General features: G+C 72.4%; 16 protein-coding genes. 6 read left to right on the top strand and 10 right to left on the bottom strand.

Annotation, left to right across the window (positions count from 1 at the left end; genetic code table 11):
- Positions 1-35: 35 nt before the first annotated feature.
- From ICW72_RS17370 to ICW72_RS21140, 8 genes are read right to left on the bottom strand one after another with little or no spacing between them, the layout of a single operon-like run.
- Positions 36-554 carry an NADH-quinone oxidoreductase subunit B family protein gene (locus tag ICW72_RS17370; protein ID WP_191083851.1) on the bottom strand — a complete coding sequence of 173 codons (519 nt, stop codon included), beginning with the start codon at positions 552-554 and terminating at the stop codon, positions 36-38.
- A complete protein-coding gene (locus ICW72_RS17365; RefSeq protein ID WP_223880658.1) occupies positions 555-938 on the bottom strand; it encodes a glyoxalase superfamily protein in 384 nt (127 codons plus the stop codon). It abuts the gene before it with no gap.
- Positions 935-2,428 carry a hydrogenase large subunit gene (locus ICW72_RS17360; RefSeq protein WP_191083850.1) on the bottom strand — a complete coding sequence of 498 codons (1,494 nt, stop codon included), beginning with the start codon at positions 2,426-2,428 and terminating at the stop codon, positions 935-937. Before ICW72_RS17360 ends, ICW72_RS17365 begins: the two co-directional genes overlap by 4 nt.
- Entirely contained in the window at positions 2,425-3,852 is a 1,428-nt protein-coding gene (locus tag ICW72_RS17355) for a hydrogenase 4 subunit F (RefSeq protein WP_191083849.1), read from the bottom strand. The genes ICW72_RS17360 and ICW72_RS17355 overlap by 4 nt, the downstream gene beginning before the upstream one ends.
- A complete protein-coding gene (locus ICW72_RS17350) occupies positions 3,849-4,520 on the bottom strand; it encodes a hydrogenase-4 component E (RefSeq protein WP_184385096.1) in 672 nt (223 codons plus the stop codon). The genes ICW72_RS17355 and ICW72_RS17350 overlap by 4 nt, the downstream gene beginning before the upstream one ends.
- Positions 4,517-5,479, bottom strand: a complete 963-nt coding sequence (locus ICW72_RS17345) for a respiratory chain complex I subunit 1 family protein (RefSeq protein ID WP_332308940.1) — start codon at positions 5,477-5,479, stop codon at positions 4,517-4,519. Before ICW72_RS17345 ends, ICW72_RS17350 begins: the two co-directional genes overlap by 4 nt.
- Positions 5,476-6,675 (bottom strand): proton-conducting transporter transmembrane domain-containing protein, encoded by a 1,200-nt coding sequence (locus ICW72_RS17340; RefSeq protein WP_269749859.1) that lies wholly within the window; start codon positions 6,673-6,675, stop codon positions 5,476-5,478. Before ICW72_RS17340 ends, ICW72_RS17345 begins: the two co-directional genes overlap by 4 nt.
- Positions 6,573-7,472, bottom strand: coding sequence for a proton-conducting transporter transmembrane domain-containing protein (locus ICW72_RS21140; protein WP_269749826.1), 900 nt, complete (start codon positions 7,470-7,472; stop codon positions 6,573-6,575). The genes ICW72_RS17340 and ICW72_RS21140 overlap by 103 nt, the downstream gene beginning before the upstream one ends.
- 134 nt (positions 7,473-7,606) lie before the next feature.
- Here ICW72_RS21140 and ICW72_RS17335 point away from each other — a divergent pair, with 134 nt between their 5' ends.
- Complete coding sequence (locus ICW72_RS17335) at positions 7,607-8,155, top strand: TRAP transporter small permease subunit (RefSeq protein ID WP_191083847.1); 549 nt, start codon at positions 7,607-7,609, stop codon at positions 8,153-8,155.
- A 28-nt stretch (positions 8,156-8,183) separates the two neighbouring features.
- Positions 8,184-9,581 (top strand): TRAP transporter large permease, encoded by a 1,398-nt coding sequence (locus ICW72_RS17330; protein WP_223880657.1) that lies wholly within the window; start codon positions 8,184-8,186, stop codon positions 9,579-9,581.
- 95 nt (positions 9,582-9,676) lie between these two features.
- Here ICW72_RS17330 and ICW72_RS17325 read toward each other — a convergent pair whose 3' ends face one another.
- Positions 9,677-10,507 carry an aldo/keto reductase gene (locus tag ICW72_RS17325; protein WP_191083845.1) on the bottom strand — a complete coding sequence of 277 codons (831 nt, stop codon included), beginning with the start codon at positions 10,505-10,507 and terminating at the stop codon, positions 9,677-9,679.
- Between the two features lie 35 nt (positions 10,508-10,542).
- On the opposite strand from ICW72_RS17325, the gene ICW72_RS17320 reads away from it, so the two are divergent.
- From ICW72_RS17320 to ICW72_RS17305, 4 genes are all read left to right on the top strand, one after another.
- Complete coding sequence (locus ICW72_RS17320) at positions 10,543-11,157, top strand: hypothetical protein (RefSeq protein WP_191083844.1); 615 nt, start codon at positions 10,543-10,545, stop codon at positions 11,155-11,157.
- Positions 11,154-11,678, top strand: coding sequence for a sigma-70 family RNA polymerase sigma factor (locus ICW72_RS17315; protein WP_223880656.1), 525 nt, complete (start codon positions 11,154-11,156; stop codon positions 11,676-11,678). The genes ICW72_RS17320 and ICW72_RS17315 overlap by 4 nt, the downstream gene beginning before the upstream one ends.
- Positions 11,675-12,337 carry an anti-sigma factor gene (locus ICW72_RS17310; protein WP_191083843.1) on the top strand — a complete coding sequence of 221 codons (663 nt, stop codon included), beginning with the start codon at positions 11,675-11,677 and terminating at the stop codon, positions 12,335-12,337. Before ICW72_RS17315 ends, ICW72_RS17310 begins: the two co-directional genes overlap by 4 nt.
- A 98-nt stretch (positions 12,338-12,435) precedes the next feature.
- Positions 12,436-13,230 carry a DUF4394 domain-containing protein gene (locus ICW72_RS17305; RefSeq protein ID WP_191083842.1) on the top strand — a complete coding sequence of 265 codons (795 nt, stop codon included), beginning with the start codon at positions 12,436-12,438 and terminating at the stop codon, positions 13,228-13,230.
- 111 nt (positions 13,231-13,341) lie between these two features.
- Here ICW72_RS17305 and ICW72_RS17300 read toward each other — a convergent pair whose 3' ends face one another.
- Positions 13,342-14,271 (bottom strand): BKACE family enzyme, encoded by a 930-nt coding sequence (locus ICW72_RS17300; RefSeq protein WP_191083841.1) that lies wholly within the window; start codon positions 14,269-14,271, stop codon positions 13,342-13,344.
- Between the last annotated feature and the right edge of the window lie 5 nt (positions 14,272-14,276).

Here is a 14,276-nt window from a genome sequence, read left to right as displayed (position 1 = left end):
CAGGGGGTATGCGGAAACGAGGGGGGCCAGGGATGTCAGGCGTTCGCTTCGACCAGGGCGACCAGACCTTCCAGCAGCTCGGTCGGGCTCGGGGGGCAGCCGGGGATGATGAGGTCGGGCATCAGCACCGCCTCGACGCCGCCCAGCACCGCATAGCTGCCCTTGAAGACACCGCCATCCACCGCGCAATCCCCGGCCGCCACGATCCACACCGGCTCGGGCGTCGCGGCACGGGCGCGCAGCAGCGCCTCGGCCATGTTGCGCGTGAGCGGGCCGGTCACCAGCAGCACATCGGCATGGCGGGGCGAGGCCACGAAGCGCAGCCCGAAGCGCTCCAGGTCATGCGCCACGTTCTGGAGCGCGTTGATCTCCAGCTCGCACCCGTTGCAGCTGCCCGCATCCACCTGGCGGATGGCGAGCGAGCGGCCCAGCCGCCGCATGGAGGCCGCCTCCATGCGCTCGCGCAGCGCGGCCACCACCTCGGGCAGCGGCACCACGGGCGCGTCGGTCGCGGGCGGGCGCAGCAGGTTGCGGGCAAGCCTGGGCCAGAGCATTCAGCCGCCCTCCGCCACGGGTTCGGTGAAGACCAGCCGGTTGCCGAAGGGGTCCGTCACCGCCAGGTCGCGCCAGCCCCAGGGGCGCTCCTCGATGCCCGGCCGGGCATGGCGGTAGCGGCGGGCGGAGAGTTCGGCATGCAGCGCATCCAGCCCGCGCATGCGGAGCATGACGAGGCTGCCCGGCGTGCCATCGCCATGATGCTCGCTGAGGAAGAGCAGCAGCCCCGCGCGCGACACCTGGGCGAAGATAGGCAGGTCAGGCTCGAACCGGTGCTCCCAGTCCCAGGTGAAGCCCAGGAAGTCGCAATAGAATTCCCGCGCCTTCGCCGGGTCGAAGACACGCAGCACGGGGATGGCCACGTCCAGGCTGATCGCGCTCACAGGTCCACCCCGCTGTAGCTCGCGTTGAAGCTTTTGTTGATGAGGGGGAAGTCGGCCACGATGTTGCCGATGACGGCCGCCTCCAGCAGCGGCCAGTGCAGCCAGGAGGGGTCGCGCAGGAAGGCCGCGCGGATCAGCCCGCCCTCGTCCAGAGAAAGCCAGGCCAGGCATTCGCCGCGGAAGCCCTCGACCAGCGCCACCCCTTCGCGCGCCTCGCCATGGCCCAGGGAGACGGTCAGCGGGCCGGGCGGCAAGCCGGCCAGCAGGGTCCGCACCCGCGCGATGGCGGCCAGGGCCTCGGCATGGCGCTGGCGCCAGCGGGCGTCCACATCGGCGCCGGGCTGGGTGGGGCAGTCCGCCATCTCGCCCGTCAGCATCCGCGCGTCGAAGGCGCGGCCCGCGGCGCGGCCCACCACGCCGCCGGGCGCGAAACCGGCGACCAGCGCGGGCGGGATGATGCCCGTGACCAGCACGCGGTCCTGGAGGCTGGCATGGCTTTCATACATCCGCAGCAGGCGCGGCAGGCCGGTGGCGGCGGCGGCCAGCGCGGCCTCGATGGCGGCCTGGCCCTCGGGCGCGAGGTCCATGGCCACACCGCCCGGCACCACGCGGTCCATCATCAGCCGGTGGCCGAAGGCCTGGTGCTGGGCGCGCAGCAAGGCCTCGCGCAGCAGCCCGGCCTCGGCGTGCAGCGGGGCGAAGGCGGCGTCATTGGCGATGAAGCCCATGTCGTTCAGGTGGTTGTGCAGCCGTTCCAGCTCCAGCATCACGGCGCGCAGAGCCGTGGCGCGGGGCGGGGCCTCGGCGCCGGCGGCGGCCTCGGCAGCGCGGGCGAAAGCCAGCGAATGCGCCACGGTGCTGTCGCCGGAAAGCCGGGCCGCGAAGCGCGCCGCCACGCGCGGCGACTTGCCTTGCAGCAGCGAGAGCGTGCCCTTGTGCGTCCAGCCCAGCCGCGCCTCCAGCCGGACGATGGTCTCGCCCTGCACATGGAAGCGGAAATGCCCGGGCTCGATGATGCCGGCATGGATGGGGCCGACCGGGATCTGGTGCACGCCCGCGCCCTCGACGGGCAGGAATTCCATGGGGTCGGCGGCGGGGCTGTGACTGAGCGGACGGGTCGAGAGCGGGGCCCGCACCGGCCAGCGGCCGTGGTCGAGCCAGGGGCGGGCGTCCACCGCGCCCTCGGCCGTGATGCCCCAGAGGTCATGCAGGGCACGCTCGAACAGCGCGGCCCCGGGCCGCACGGGAGAGAGCGCCGGCACGCCGCCCCCCTCCACCGCCGTGCTGGCCAGCCAGAGGCGCGGGGCCGCGATGTCGAGGAAGGCGGCGTGGACGAAGCCCGGCTCGCCCCATAGCGCCAGCAGGTCAAGGCTCGGGTCGCTTGCCAATGCCTCGCGCAGGCGCAGCCAGGCGGCGGCGTCCAGCACCGTGCGCGGCCAGGGCATGCAGGGGGCGATGACGCCCGATTCCAGCACCTTGGCCGCCCTCATCCCAGCACCTGTGCGGCGTCACGCAGCAGGGCGCGCAGCGGCGCCGGCAGGGCGATGGCAAGGATCACGGCCAAGGCCAGGTTGCACCAGATGGGCGCGAGCGTCGCCCAACCCGCGGGGCCCGGCGCCGCGTCCGGCGTGGGCGGGCCGAGGCAAAGGCGCTGCATGGCGTGCAGCAGGGCCAGGGCCGCCACCAGCAGCCCCAAGACATAGGGCAGCAGCAGCCAGGGCGCCTCGCGCCCCAGCGCCACCGCCAGCATCCATTCCGAGGCGAAGAGGCTGGCCGGCGGCAGCCCCGCCAGCCCCACCATCACCAGCACCAGCCCCCAGCCCAGCGCCGGATGGCTGCGCGCCAGCCCGCCGATCTGGTCCATGCGCTGCCCGCCCTTCAGCCGCGCCGCGCGGCCGATCGCGAAGAAGGCCGCCGACTTCAGCAGGGAATGGCCCCACAGGTGCAGGATGCCCGCCATGTTCCCCGCCGGCCCGCCCAGGCCGAAGGCGATGGCCGCGATGCCCATATGCTCGATGCTGCTCCAGCCGAAGAGGCGCTTCGCATCCCGCCGCCGCCACAGCGTGACACCCGCCAGCAGCAGCGAGGCGACCCCCATGCCGATCAGGAACCCGCCCGGCGCCCAGGAGCCTGGGTGCGCCGCCACGATGGCCTCGCCGCGCAGGATGCCCAGCATGGCGCTGTTCAGCAGCAGTCCCGAGAGCACGGCGGCGATGGGGGTGGGGCCCTCGGCATGGGCGTCGGGCAGCCAGGAATGCAGCGGCACCAGCCCCGCCTTGGTGCCGAAACCCACCAGCAGGAAGACGAAGGCGAGGTTGAGCAGGCCGGGTTCCGCCAATGGCGCGATCTCGCGCAGCGCCGCGGCCGAAAGCCGCAAATCGCCATGCGGCAGATGCGGGGCGGCCGCCAGGGCCAGCACGATGATGCCGAAGAGTGCCAACGCGATGCCGAAGCCGCAGAGGATGAAGAATTTCCACGCGGCCTCGATGGCGGCGGGCGTGCGGTGCAGCCCCACCATCAGCACGCAGGCGAGCGTGCCGGCCTCGATCGCCACCCACATGATGCCAAGGTTGTCCGACAGCAGCGCCAGGAAATGCGTCGCCATGAAGCCCTGGAAGGCGGCGTGGTAGAAGCGGGTGCGCGCGGTGTCGAAGCCCTCGCCCTCGATGTCCCGCCAGGAGAAGATGGCGGTGCCGAGCCCCACGATACCCGCCAGCACCACCAGCGACACGGACAGCGCATCGGCCCGCAGCCAGCCCTCGCCGTAGGGGAGCGGCCCGGCCAGCAGCAGCAGCGCCAGCACGAGGCAGGCGGCCGAGATGGCGATGTTCAGCAAGGGGGCGACGCGCGGCAGTGCCGCCAGCAGCGCGGCGCCCAGCAGCGGCAGCAGGATGAGGGCGGTGGCGAGGCTCATCGTCCCTCCCCCCTGTGGCGGTCCAGCACGCCGGGGTCGAGGCTGGCGAAGCGTTCGCGCATCTGCCGCGCGAAGACGCCCGCGATCAACGCCACCACCAGCACCAGCCCGCCCGCCGAAAGCTCCACCACCAGCGGCATGCCGGCCACGCCGACGGCGGCCAGGATCAACCCGTTCTCGATGGTAAGCAGCCCCGCCACATGCGCCAGCGCGCTGCGCCGCGTCACCATCATCAGCGCCCCCAGCAGCAGGATGGACAGCGCCATCGAGAGGTCCACCCGCGCCAACGCCCCGGCCCCCGTGGTGGCCGGCACGACCACCAGCATGGCCAGGCCCACCAGCCCCACCCCCAGCACCAGCCCCGCGCCCATCCGGCCCGGCGCCTCGGTGCGGAGCGGGGGCGGCAATTCGCCCGCCAGGCGGTGCAGCACCAGCGGGATGGCGATGCCCTTGGCCAGCAACGCGATCAGCCCCGTCAGATAGAGTTGCGGCGCCGCCTGGACATGGCCCTGCCAGAAGGCCGCCAGCGCCAGCAACACACCCTGCGCGGCGAGTGCGGCGATCAGCGCGCCGATCCGCCGCTGGCCCAGCATGACGAAGCCCACCAGCAGCATGGCCCCGCCCAGCAGATGCGCCACGTCATAGGCGATGTCCCCGGGGCCGGTCATGCGAGGCCTGTCGTGATGAAGACAAGGGCCGCCGCCAGCAGCGCGAGCAGCAGCGCGGCCCCCAGGAATTCCGGCACGCGGAAGACGCGCATCTTGGCGATGGAAGTCTCGAACACCGCCAGCGCCACGGCCAGCAGCGCCATCTTCGCGCCCCACAGCACCAGCCCCACCACCCAGCCAATCGGCCCCGCCCCGGCCGGCGCCGCGCCGAAGGGCAGGAAGATCGCGGCCAGCAGCGCCAGCCAGACCGTCAGCTTCAGCGCCGCCTGCGCCTCCCACAAGGCGAGGTGACGGCCCGAGGCCTCCAGCAGCATGGCCTCATGCACCATGGTCAGTTCCAGGTGGGTGGCGGGGTTGTCCACCGGCACGCGGGCATTCTCGGCCAGCGCCACGGCCATCAGCGCCAGCAGCACGAAGAGCAGCGAGACGCGGATGCCCAGGCTGCCCTCGCGGAACAAAGCGGCAATGGCGTCCAGGTTGGAACTGCCCGCCAGCACCGCCAGCACCAGCACCGAGGCCAGCAAAGCGGGTTCGGCGAAGGCGGCGAAGGTCATCTCGCGCGCCGCGCCCAGCCCGCCGAAGGCCGTGCCCGCGTCATGGCCGGCCAGCGCCAGCGCCATCCGCGCCAGCGCCAGCAGCCCCGCGATGAGGATGAGGTCCGCGACCGGCGCCAGCGCCATCCCCTGCGCGAAGCCCGGCACCAGCAGCGCGGCCAGCAGCGTCGCGGCCAGGGCCACATAGGGCGTGGCGCGGGTGACGACGCTCGACCCATCGGCCAGCACCGGGCGCTTGCGCAGCAGTTTGAGCAGGTCGCGCAGGGGCTGGAGCGGGTGGGGGCCGCGCCGGCCCAGCAGCCGCGCCTTCACCCAGCGCACCCCGCCCACCACCAGCGGCGCGGCGGCGAGAATGAATGCGGCGTGCAGGATCTGCGTCAGCAAAGCCAGGAAGGTGGCCATCATGCCACCGCCCCCCAGGCCAGCAGCGCCAGCAGCAGCACCAGCGTGCCCAGCGCCAGCGCCAGATAGGCCGAGAGCGGAAGCCCACGCAGCCGCTCCGCCTGGTGCCCGGCCCGACGGCGCAGCCGGCCCAGCGGCCAGAGCAAGGCGACAAAGCCACGGTCCCGCGCCTCGACGCGCAGCCGCGCGGGGCTGGGGCTGCCGGGGGTGGCGGGGTGGTGCGCCTCGCGCTGCGCCAACGCCAGCCCGCCCAACGCACGGCGGATGGGCTGGGCGGCGCCGGCCGCGCTGGGTTGGGTCAGCGGGTCGCCGAAGGGCAAATCGGGCGGCGGGGGCATGAAGCCGCAATCCCAGGCGGGGCCGCGCCGGGGTTCGGGCGCGCCCTTGCGGTGCAGCCCATACCACAGCGCCAGGGCCAGCCCCGCCAGCAGCGCCGTGACGGCCCAGGGGGCGTAGCGGGCGCCCGCCTCGCCCAGCATGAGGTCGAGCCCGGCGATGGGCGGGGCCGCGCCCTCGCCCAGCAGCCCGGTCACGATTCCGCCCGCGAGGCCCAGCGCCGGCGCGGCCAGCAGCGCCAGCGCGGCGCAGACCGCCCCCGCCACCACCAGCGCCGCGCGCATCAGCCCCGTGGCGTCCAGCGCGCCGGCCGCGCGCGGGGTGCGCGGGCGGCCCAGGAACACCAGCCCCACGAAGCGCAGCATGGCCGCCGCCGCCAGGGCCAGCGCCATGCCGGCCGTGACCAGCGCCGCCGCCGAGAGCAGCTGCACCGGCAGTTCCGCCACGCGCCAGCTCTGGATCAGCGCCTGCAGCACCAGCCATTCGCTGGCGAAGCCCGAGAAGGGCGGCAGCGCGGCGGCGGAGGCCGCGCCCAGGAAAGCCAGCCCCGCGACCCAGGGCATGCGGTGGATCAGCCCGCCGAGCCGGTCGGGGTCGCGGCTTCCCGCCTGCTCCGCCACCGCGCCCGCCACGAGGAAAAGCAAGCCCTTGAAGCCCGCATGCACCAGCGTGTGCAGCAGCGCGGCGGACAGCGCCAGCGCGGCCAGTGGCGCCAGGTCCGCGCCCCGGAACACCAGGGCAAGCCCGAGGGCGAGGCTGATCAGCCCCACATTCTCCAGCGTGGAACAGGCCAGGATGGCCTTGATGTCGGTCTCGACATTGGCGCGGATCGCGCCCCACAGCGCCGTGGCCGCCCCCAGCACCACCAAAGGCGCCCCCACCAGCCCGGCTGCGCCACACCCGCCAGGTCGAACAGGGCGCGCACCAGGACATAGAGGGCGATCTTCACCATGGCGCCCGACATCAGCGCCGAGACGGGCGTGGCGGCGGCCGGGTGGGCCAGCGGCAGCCAGAGGTGGAAGGGCAGCAGACCCGCCTTGGACCCCGCCCCCAGCAGGATCAGCACCAGGGCCAGCGTGCCGCGCCAGCCCTCTGGCGGGGCCGCGCGCATCTCGGAAAACCCCATGCCGGGCGCCGAGAGCAAAGCGAAGCCCGCGATGAGGCAGAGGCCTGAGAAGGCCGCGAAGCCGAAATAGAGTCGCGCCGCCCGTCGTCCGCGCCCGGCCGGGTGCCGCGCCGCGACCAGCGCCCAGGAGGCGAGCGACATGGCCTCGAAGCCCAGCAGCAGGATGAAGGCATCGGCCGCCAGCAGCACCAGCACCATGGCGGCGAGAAAGAGCGGGAAGGCCGCGGCCTCCGCCCGGCTGGAAGGGCCTGTCGCCGCGGCGAAGAGCGCGGCGGGCAGCGCCACCACCGCCAGCACCAGCAGGAACCAGGCCGAGAGCGCATCCAGCGCCAGGCGCGCCGGCCCCCAGGGCGGGCCGAGGGCGAGAGCCGCCTCCTCGACCGGCCCCAGCGCCAGCGTGGCCATTGCCACGGCACCCAGCACGGCCGCGACCGCCGCCGCGCCCAGCGGCACCAGCCGCCGTCCCAGCCCCGCGGCCCCCAGCCCAGCCAGCACCGCCAGCGCGAGCAAGCCGAGGCCGAGAAGCGTCAGCACGCCCCCGAAACCCCCGCCGATTGCCCGAGTCGCCCCATCATTCCTTCATTCTATCCACCACGGCGCCCAAGGCGAGGCTGGACAAGCCGCCTCTTTTGTTTAACGCGCTGCTGTCCGCGCGGAGGGATCAGGTCATGTGGGTGCTGCTCGGCTTCAGCCGGGGGGTGGATTGGGTGAATGAGCGCTGCGGCCGCCTGGCCGACTGGTGCATCCTGCTGGCCTGCGCCATCAGCGCCACCAACGCCGTGCTGCGCTATGGCTTCAACTTCTCCCACAATGGCTGGCTGGAGGTGCAATGGTATCTCTTCGCCGGCGTGGTGATGCTGGGCGCCAGCTACACCCTGCAGCGCAACCAGCATGTGCGGGTGGACATCCTGTACGCCATGCTGGGCGAGCGGGGGCGGCTGTGGGTGGATGTCTTCGGCCTGCTGTTCTTCATGCTGCCCGCCATCTTCCTGCTGGCCTGGATGACCTGGCCCTTCTTCCTGGACAGCTGGATGCGCCATGAGATGTCGCCCGCCCCGGGCGGGCTGGTGCGCTGGCCGGTCAAGCTGCTGATGCCGCTGGGCTTCGCCCTGCTGGCCCTGCAAGGCCTGTCGGAGCTGGTGAAGCGCGTGGCCCTGCTGCGCGGGGACATCCAGCCCGCCGAGGTCGCCACCGGCTACGAACGCCCCGAGCAGTGAGGCCCCGCCCCCTATGAGCGTCGAGATCATGCCGCCCCTGATGTTCGCGGGGCTGGTCGTCTTTCTTCTGCTGGGCTTCCCGGTGGCCTTCAGCCTCTGCGCGGTGGGGCTGGGCTTCGGCCTGTTCTTCATCGAGCTGGGCTTCTTCACCCCGGCCTATCTGGGCAATTTGCCGCCGCGGGTCTTCGGCATCCTGTCCAATGACCTGCTGCTGGCCATTCCCTTCTTCACCCTGATGGGCGCCATCCTGGAGCGCTGCGGCCTGGCCGAGGAATTGCTGGAAAGCACGGCGCAGCTCTTCGGCAAGATTCCCGGCGGGCTCGCCTTCGCCGTGGTGCTCGTGGGCGCGCTGCTGGGCGCGGTGACGGGCACGGTGGCGGCCAGCGTGCTGGCCATGGGCGTCATCGCGCTGCCCATCATGCTGCGCTACGGCTATGACCAGCGGCTGGCGACGGGCGTGGTCGCGGCCTCGGGCACCATCACCCAGCTCATCCCGCCCTCGCTCGTGCTGATCGTGCTGAGCGACCAGCTGGGCCGCTCGGTGGGCGACATGTATGCGGGCGCCATCGGGCCCGCCCTTTTGCAGATCCTGCTGTTCCTGGCCTTCGTGGCGGGCGTGGCGATCGTGGCCCCGCACCGCGTGCCGGCCCTGCCGCCCGAGGCGCTGATGGCGCGTGGCTGGCCGCTCTACTTGCGGGTGCTGCGCGGCATGGTGCCGCCGCTGCTGCTGCTGTTCCTGGTGCTGGGCACCATCCTGCTGGGGCTGGCCACGCCCACGGAGGCGGGCGCCATGGGCACGGCAGGGGCGGTGGCTCTCGCCATCCTGAACGGCCGCTTCAGCTGGAAGCTGCTGCGCGAGGCCATGGGCAACGCCATGCGCATCACCGCCATGGTCATCTACATCCTGATCGGCGCCACGGTGTTCAGCCTGGTGTTCCAGGGCGTGGACGGCTCGCATTGGGTGGAGGGGCTGCTGGCCAATCTGCCGGGCGGGCAGATCGGCTTCCTGCTCTTCGTCAACGCCTTCGTCTTCGTGCTGGGTTTCTTCCTCGACTTCTTCGAGATCGCCTTCATCGTGGTGCCGCTGCTGGCGCCGGTGGCCACCAAGCTCGACATCGACCTGGTGTGGTTCGGGGTGCTGCTGTGCATCAACCTGCAAAGCAGCTTCATGACGCCGCCCTTCGGCTTCGCGCTGTTCTACATCCGCTCCATCGCGCCGAAATTCGTGGCGACCCAGGCGATCTACCGCGGCGCCATTCCCTGGATCTGCCTGCAATTGCTTCTGGTGGCCATCGTGATGATCTGGCCCGAGGCCGTCACCTTCCTGATCCAGGGCGGAACGGGGGTGGACCCGGCGACCGTCACCATTGACGTGCCGCCGCCCGCGCCACCCTCCGATGACGATGCCATGCCGATCTTCCGGTAACAGGCTACAGCGTGATCACCATTCGTTGATCACGCTGTGGTCATTGCCGAGCGGCTGATTCACGCCTTTGGTGATCCACCAGAGGCGATCAGACGCTACAGCATGGCCAGTTCCTGCTTGCGGCGCGGCGGCGGGAAGGCCGCGTCCAGCGCGGCCAGTTCCTCGGGGGTCAGCACAATTTCCCCCGCCGCCGCATTCTCCCGCACATGGGCGAGGCTGCTGGCCTTGGGAATGCTGACCACGCCCGGAAGCGACAGCGTCCAGGCCAGCGCCATCTGCCCCGGCGTGGCACCGCGCGCGGCGGCGAGCTTCACAAGGGCCGGGTGGCGCAGAAGCGCACCCCCCTGCCCCACCGGCGAATAGGCCATCACCGGCATTTCCTGCGTGGCGCAGAAGGGCAGCAGGTCGAATTCCGGGCCGCGATGCTCCAGGTTCAGCAGCACCTGGTCGGTGGCGCAATCGGGCAGCGCGGCCTCCAGCTCCAGCAGATCCTCCACATCCAGGTTCGACACGCCCCAGCGCGCGATCTTGCCGGCCTCGCGCGCGCGCTCCATCGCCTCCACCGTCTCGTCGAGCGGCACCGCGCCGCGCCAATGCAGCAGATAGAGGTCCAGCCGCTCCACCTTGAGGCGCTTCAGGCTGCGCTCCAGCGCCTGCGGCAACCCGCGGCGGGAGGCATTGTGCGGATAGACCTTGGAGACGAGGAACACCTCCTCGCGCCGGCCCGCGATGGCCTCCGCCACGACCTTCTCGGCCCCGCCCTCGCCATACATCTCGGCGGTGTCCACCAGGGTGAGGCCGAGGTCGAGGCCCGCCCGCAGCGCCGCCACCTCCTCCTTGCGGCGGGCGCCGTCCTCGCCCATGCGCCAGGTGCCCTGGCCGAGCCGGGGAAACGCGGTTCCATCCCGCAGCCGCAATGGGGTCATGCCATCGCCCTCCTTGTCTGTGATACAATGCCACGATGCGCTTCCGGTTTCTTGCCCTGCTGCCCCTGCTCCTCGCCAGCCCCGCCGCCTGGGGCCAGCCCGCCGCCGAGGAGGTGGGGCCATGGCGCCTCGCCTGCGTCACCGACCGGATGACGGACCGCACCACCTGCATCCTGCGCCATGCGGAGCCGGTGGAGCGTTCGGCGGTCGGCCCCGGCCTCACGCTGGAAATCATGGACCGCCAGGGCATGCTGGTGCCGGCCGTCACCGCGCGGGACCTCTCCTTCGACAGCGCCATGCGCGGCGTACTGGCCTTCACGGGCACCGCCCAGCTGCGCTTCGACAGCCACACCATGCTGGAACTGCCCTGCGGGCTGGAGGGGCGGAACCTGATCTGCACCCCCCGCCGCGGCGAGGCCGAGCGCGCGGCGGCCGAATTGCTGACCGCCCGCCGCGCTTTGGTGCGGATGTCCGGCCTCGGCAGCAACACCAGCGCCGGCACCGAGCCCACGGAACTGCCGCTCTCCCGCACGCGCGAGGCCACCGAGGCGCTGCGCCGCCGCCAGCCTGCCGGCACCGCCCCCCCGCCCGAACCGCCCGGATTCGACCTGCGCGACTGGCTGGGCCGCCTGCAACGCCTCATTCCGTGAGCGAGGCCCTGCTGGCGCGCGTCGCGCGCGGCGACCGCGCCGCGCTGCGCGCCCTCTACGAGGCCCATTCGGTGCGGCTCTTCGGCATCGCCATGGCCATACTGCGCGACCGCGACGCGGCGGCCGATGCGCTGCATGACGCCTTCCTCAACATCGCCCGGCGCGCGGACCAGTTCGACCCGGCACGCGGCGCGCCGGAGCATTGGCTGGGCGCGGTGGTGCGGCATGCCGCGCTGGACATCGCCCGCCGCCGTGGCCGCGAATTGCCCAGCGAGGACGCGCTGCTGGGCGACGCCCCCGTGCCGCCCGAACAATATGAGGCGCTGGCCGCCTCGGCCGAGGGGGCGCGGCTGCGCGCCTGCCTGGACGGGCTGGAACCCAAGAACCGCGACGGCATCCTGCTGGCCTTCGTCCATGGCCTCTCCCACCCGCAGATCTCGGCGCGGCTGGGCACGCCGCTCGGCACGGTGAAGGCCTGGATCCGGCGCGGGCTGCTGGCGCTCAGGGAGTGCCTGGCATGACGCCGGAGGAACGCGACGCCCTCGCCGGCGAATACGTCCTGGGCACGCTGGATGCGCGCGAGGCCGCCCGCGTGCGCGCGCTGATGGAGACCGACCGTGACCTGGCCGCCGCCGTCGCGGAGTGGGAAGCGCGGCTCGCCCCCCTGCAATCCCTGGCGCCGCCCGAGGCGCCGCCGCCCGGCCTCTGGGCGCGCATCGCCGAAGGCCTGGACCCTGCGCCTACGATTCGCCGCTGGCGCTTCCCCTGGCCCGCCTTCGGCATGGGCGCCAGCGCGGTCGCGGCCGGGCTGGCGGCGGTGCTGCTGCTGCGCCCCGCCCCCGAGCCCGCGCTGATGACGGTGCTGCTGACCAGCCAGGACCAGCCGGCCTGGCTGGTCGAATCGGCGCGGGGTGAGCTGCGCCTGGCCGCGTTGAACCTGCCCCCCGTGGCGCCGGACCGGGTGATGGAACTCTGGGCCCTGCCGCAGGGGGCGACGGCGCCGACCTCGCTCGGCCTGGTGCCGGAGGGCGGGCGTATGGTGGTGACCCCGCGCACCGTCCGCCCGGAGCCCGGCATGCTGATCGAGATCACGCTGGAGCCGCCCGGCGGGTCGCCCATCGGCCGGCCCACCGGGCCCATCCTGTTCATCGGGCGGCTCCAGGCGGCGGCGGGAAGCTGATCCGAAAAAATCGCGCGGCGCTGCATCTGGCCGCGCGGCCGCTCCGTAACGCGGGCAGTGGGGCGCTTCCCGTCCCACCTGCAAGACGGAGCACAAGCATGACGACCTCCCGCCTTCGCCTCGCTTTGCTGGCCGGTGCCGCGCTGTTCGGCGCCAACCTGGCCGGCGCCGCCAGCGCCCAGACCCTGGTCGCGCTGACCGCCGAGAACCAGCTGGTCCGCATTGACGCCGAGACCCGCCGCGCCAGCGCCCCCGTCCGCGTGACCGGCGCCGAGGGCCCGCTGGTGGGCATCGACCAGCGCCCCGCCAACGGCATGCTCTACGGCCTGACCGCCGGCGGGCAGATCGTGACGCTGGATCCCGCCACGGGCCGCGCCACCCCCGTCGCCCGTCTGTCCGTGCCCTTCGAAAGCGGCGGCCGCGCGGTGGTGGACTTCAACCCGGTGCCGGACCGGCTGCGCGTGCTGGGCGTGAACGGCACCAGCCTGCGCATCAATGTGGACACTGGCGCCACCATCGTGGACGGCTCGCTGAAATACACGCGCCCGGACCTGGCGGGGACCATGCCGCGCGTGACGGCGGGCGCCTACACCAACAGCGTGGCCGGCGCGACCACCACGGAACTGCTGACGATCGACACGCTGCTGGGCCAGTTGAACCTGCAGAGCCCGCCCAATGACGGCGTGCAGTCGCCGCGCGCGGCGCTGTCCACCAGCCTGCCCCCCGCTGCCGGCTTCGACATTCTGGCGGATGGCCAGGGCGGCAATCGCGGCTTCGTGGTGGCCGACGGCGCGCTGCACGAGCTGAACCTGACAACGGGCGCGGTCACGACGCTCGGGCCCATCGGCAATCTGGGCGGCGCCGTGCTGATCGACGTGGCGGCCATGCGCTGACCGCCTGACCGCGCGCCCCCGTGCCGCCCGGCCAACGCCGCCTCCTCGTTGCGGGCGGCGCGGGGGAAAGCGCCACCGCCCCTTCCCGGCCGGGGGCGGTGGTTGCCCTTGTCAGAAGGCGACGCGGTCGCCGCCCTTCAGCTTCAGCATCTGCCGCGCCTCGTCCGGCGAGGCGATCTCCATGCCCACATCCTCCAGGATGCGGCGGATCTTCGCCACCTGCTCGGCATTGGACGTGGCCTGCTTGCCGGGGCCGATCCACAGCGAATCCTCCAACCCCACGCGCACATTGCCGCCCAGGATACCGGCCATGGTGGTGAAGCCCATCTGGTGCCGCCCCGCCGCCAGCACGGACCACACATACTGGTCGCCGAAGAGACGGTCCGCCGTCTCGCGCATGAACATCAGGTTTCGGTGCTCGGCGCCGATGCCGCCCAGGATGCCGAAGATGGTCTGGACGAAGAGCGGCCCCTCCACCACGCCGCGGTCCAGCATGTGCGCCAGGTTGTAGAGGTGGCCGACGTCATAGCACTCGAACTCGAAGCGCGTGCCGTGGCCCTTGCCCAGCCGCTCCACGATCTGCTCGATGTCGCGGAAGGTGTTGCGGAAGATGAAGTCGGTCGTGCCTTCCAGATAGGGCCGCTCCCACTCATGCTTGAAGGACTTCACCCGCGCCGCGCTGGGCGCGATGTTGAAGTTCATCGAGCCCATGTTGAGGCTGCACATCTCGGGGCTGGCCAGCAGGGGTGCGGCCAGCCGCTCGTCAATGGTCATGCCGAGGCCGCCGCCGGTCGTGATGTTGATCACGGCATCGGTGGACTGCTTGATGACGGGCAGGAACTGCATGAACAGCTTGGGGTCCGGCGAGGGCCGCCCGTCATTCGGGTCACGGGCGTGCAGATGGATGATGGAGGCGCCGGCCTCCGCCGCCGCGATGGAATGCGCGGCGATTTCCGCCGGCGTGATGGGCAGATGCGGCGACATGGAGGGGGTGTGGATGGCCCCCGTGACGGCGCAGGTGATGATGACTTTCTTGGCCATGGCTG

Source organism: Roseococcus microcysteis, assembly GCF_014764365.1.
Classification (GTDB): domain Bacteria; phylum Pseudomonadota; class Alphaproteobacteria; order Acetobacterales; family Acetobacteraceae; genus Roseococcus; species Roseococcus microcysteis.
This window is presented reverse-complemented; position numbering and strand designations above follow the sequence as displayed.

Bases quoted from the DNA above. Each gene is read 5' to 3' on its own strand.
- ICW72_RS17355 (WP_191083849.1), bottom strand. From the start codon at position 3,852: ATGAGCCTCGCCACCGCCCTCATCCTGCTGCCGCTGCTGGGCGCCGCG.
- ICW72_RS17335 (WP_191083847.1), top strand. From the start codon at position 7,607: ATGTGGGTGCTGCTCGGCTTCAGCCGGGGGGTGGATTGGGTGAATGAG.
- ICW72_RS17345 (WP_332308940.1), bottom strand. From the start codon at position 5,479: ATGATGGCCACCTTCCTGGCTTTGCTGACGCAGATCCTGCACGCCGCA.
- ICW72_RS17310 (WP_191083843.1), top strand. From the start codon at position 11,675: ATGACGCCGGAGGAACGCGACGCCCTCGCCGGCGAATACGTCCTGGGC.
- ICW72_RS17325 (WP_191083845.1), bottom strand. From the start codon at position 10,507: ATGACCCCATTGCGGCTGCGGGATGGAACCGCGTTTCCCCGGCTCGGC.
- ICW72_RS17330 (WP_223880657.1), top strand. From the start codon at position 8,184: ATGCCGCCCCTGATGTTCGCGGGGCTGGTCGTCTTTCTTCTGCTGGGC.
- ICW72_RS17300 (WP_191083841.1), bottom strand. From the start codon at position 14,271: ATGGCCAAGAAAGTCATCATCACCTGCGCCGTCACGGGGGCCATCCAC.
- ICW72_RS17360 (WP_191083850.1), bottom strand. From the start codon at position 2,428: ATGAGGGCGGCCAAGGTGCTGGAATCGGGCGTCATCGCCCCCTGCATG.
- ICW72_RS17320 (WP_191083844.1), top strand. From the start codon at position 10,543: ATGCGCTTCCGGTTTCTTGCCCTGCTGCCCCTGCTCCTCGCCAGCCCC.
- ICW72_RS17370 (WP_191083851.1), bottom strand. From the start codon at position 554: ATGCTCTGGCCCAGGCTTGCCCGCAACCTGCTGCGCCCGCCCGCGACC.
- ICW72_RS17350 (WP_184385096.1), bottom strand. From the start codon at position 4,520: ATGACCGGCCCCGGGGACATCGCCTATGACGTGGCGCATCTGCTGGGC.
- ICW72_RS17305 (WP_191083842.1), top strand. From the start codon at position 12,436: ATGACGACCTCCCGCCTTCGCCTCGCTTTGCTGGCCGGTGCCGCGCTG.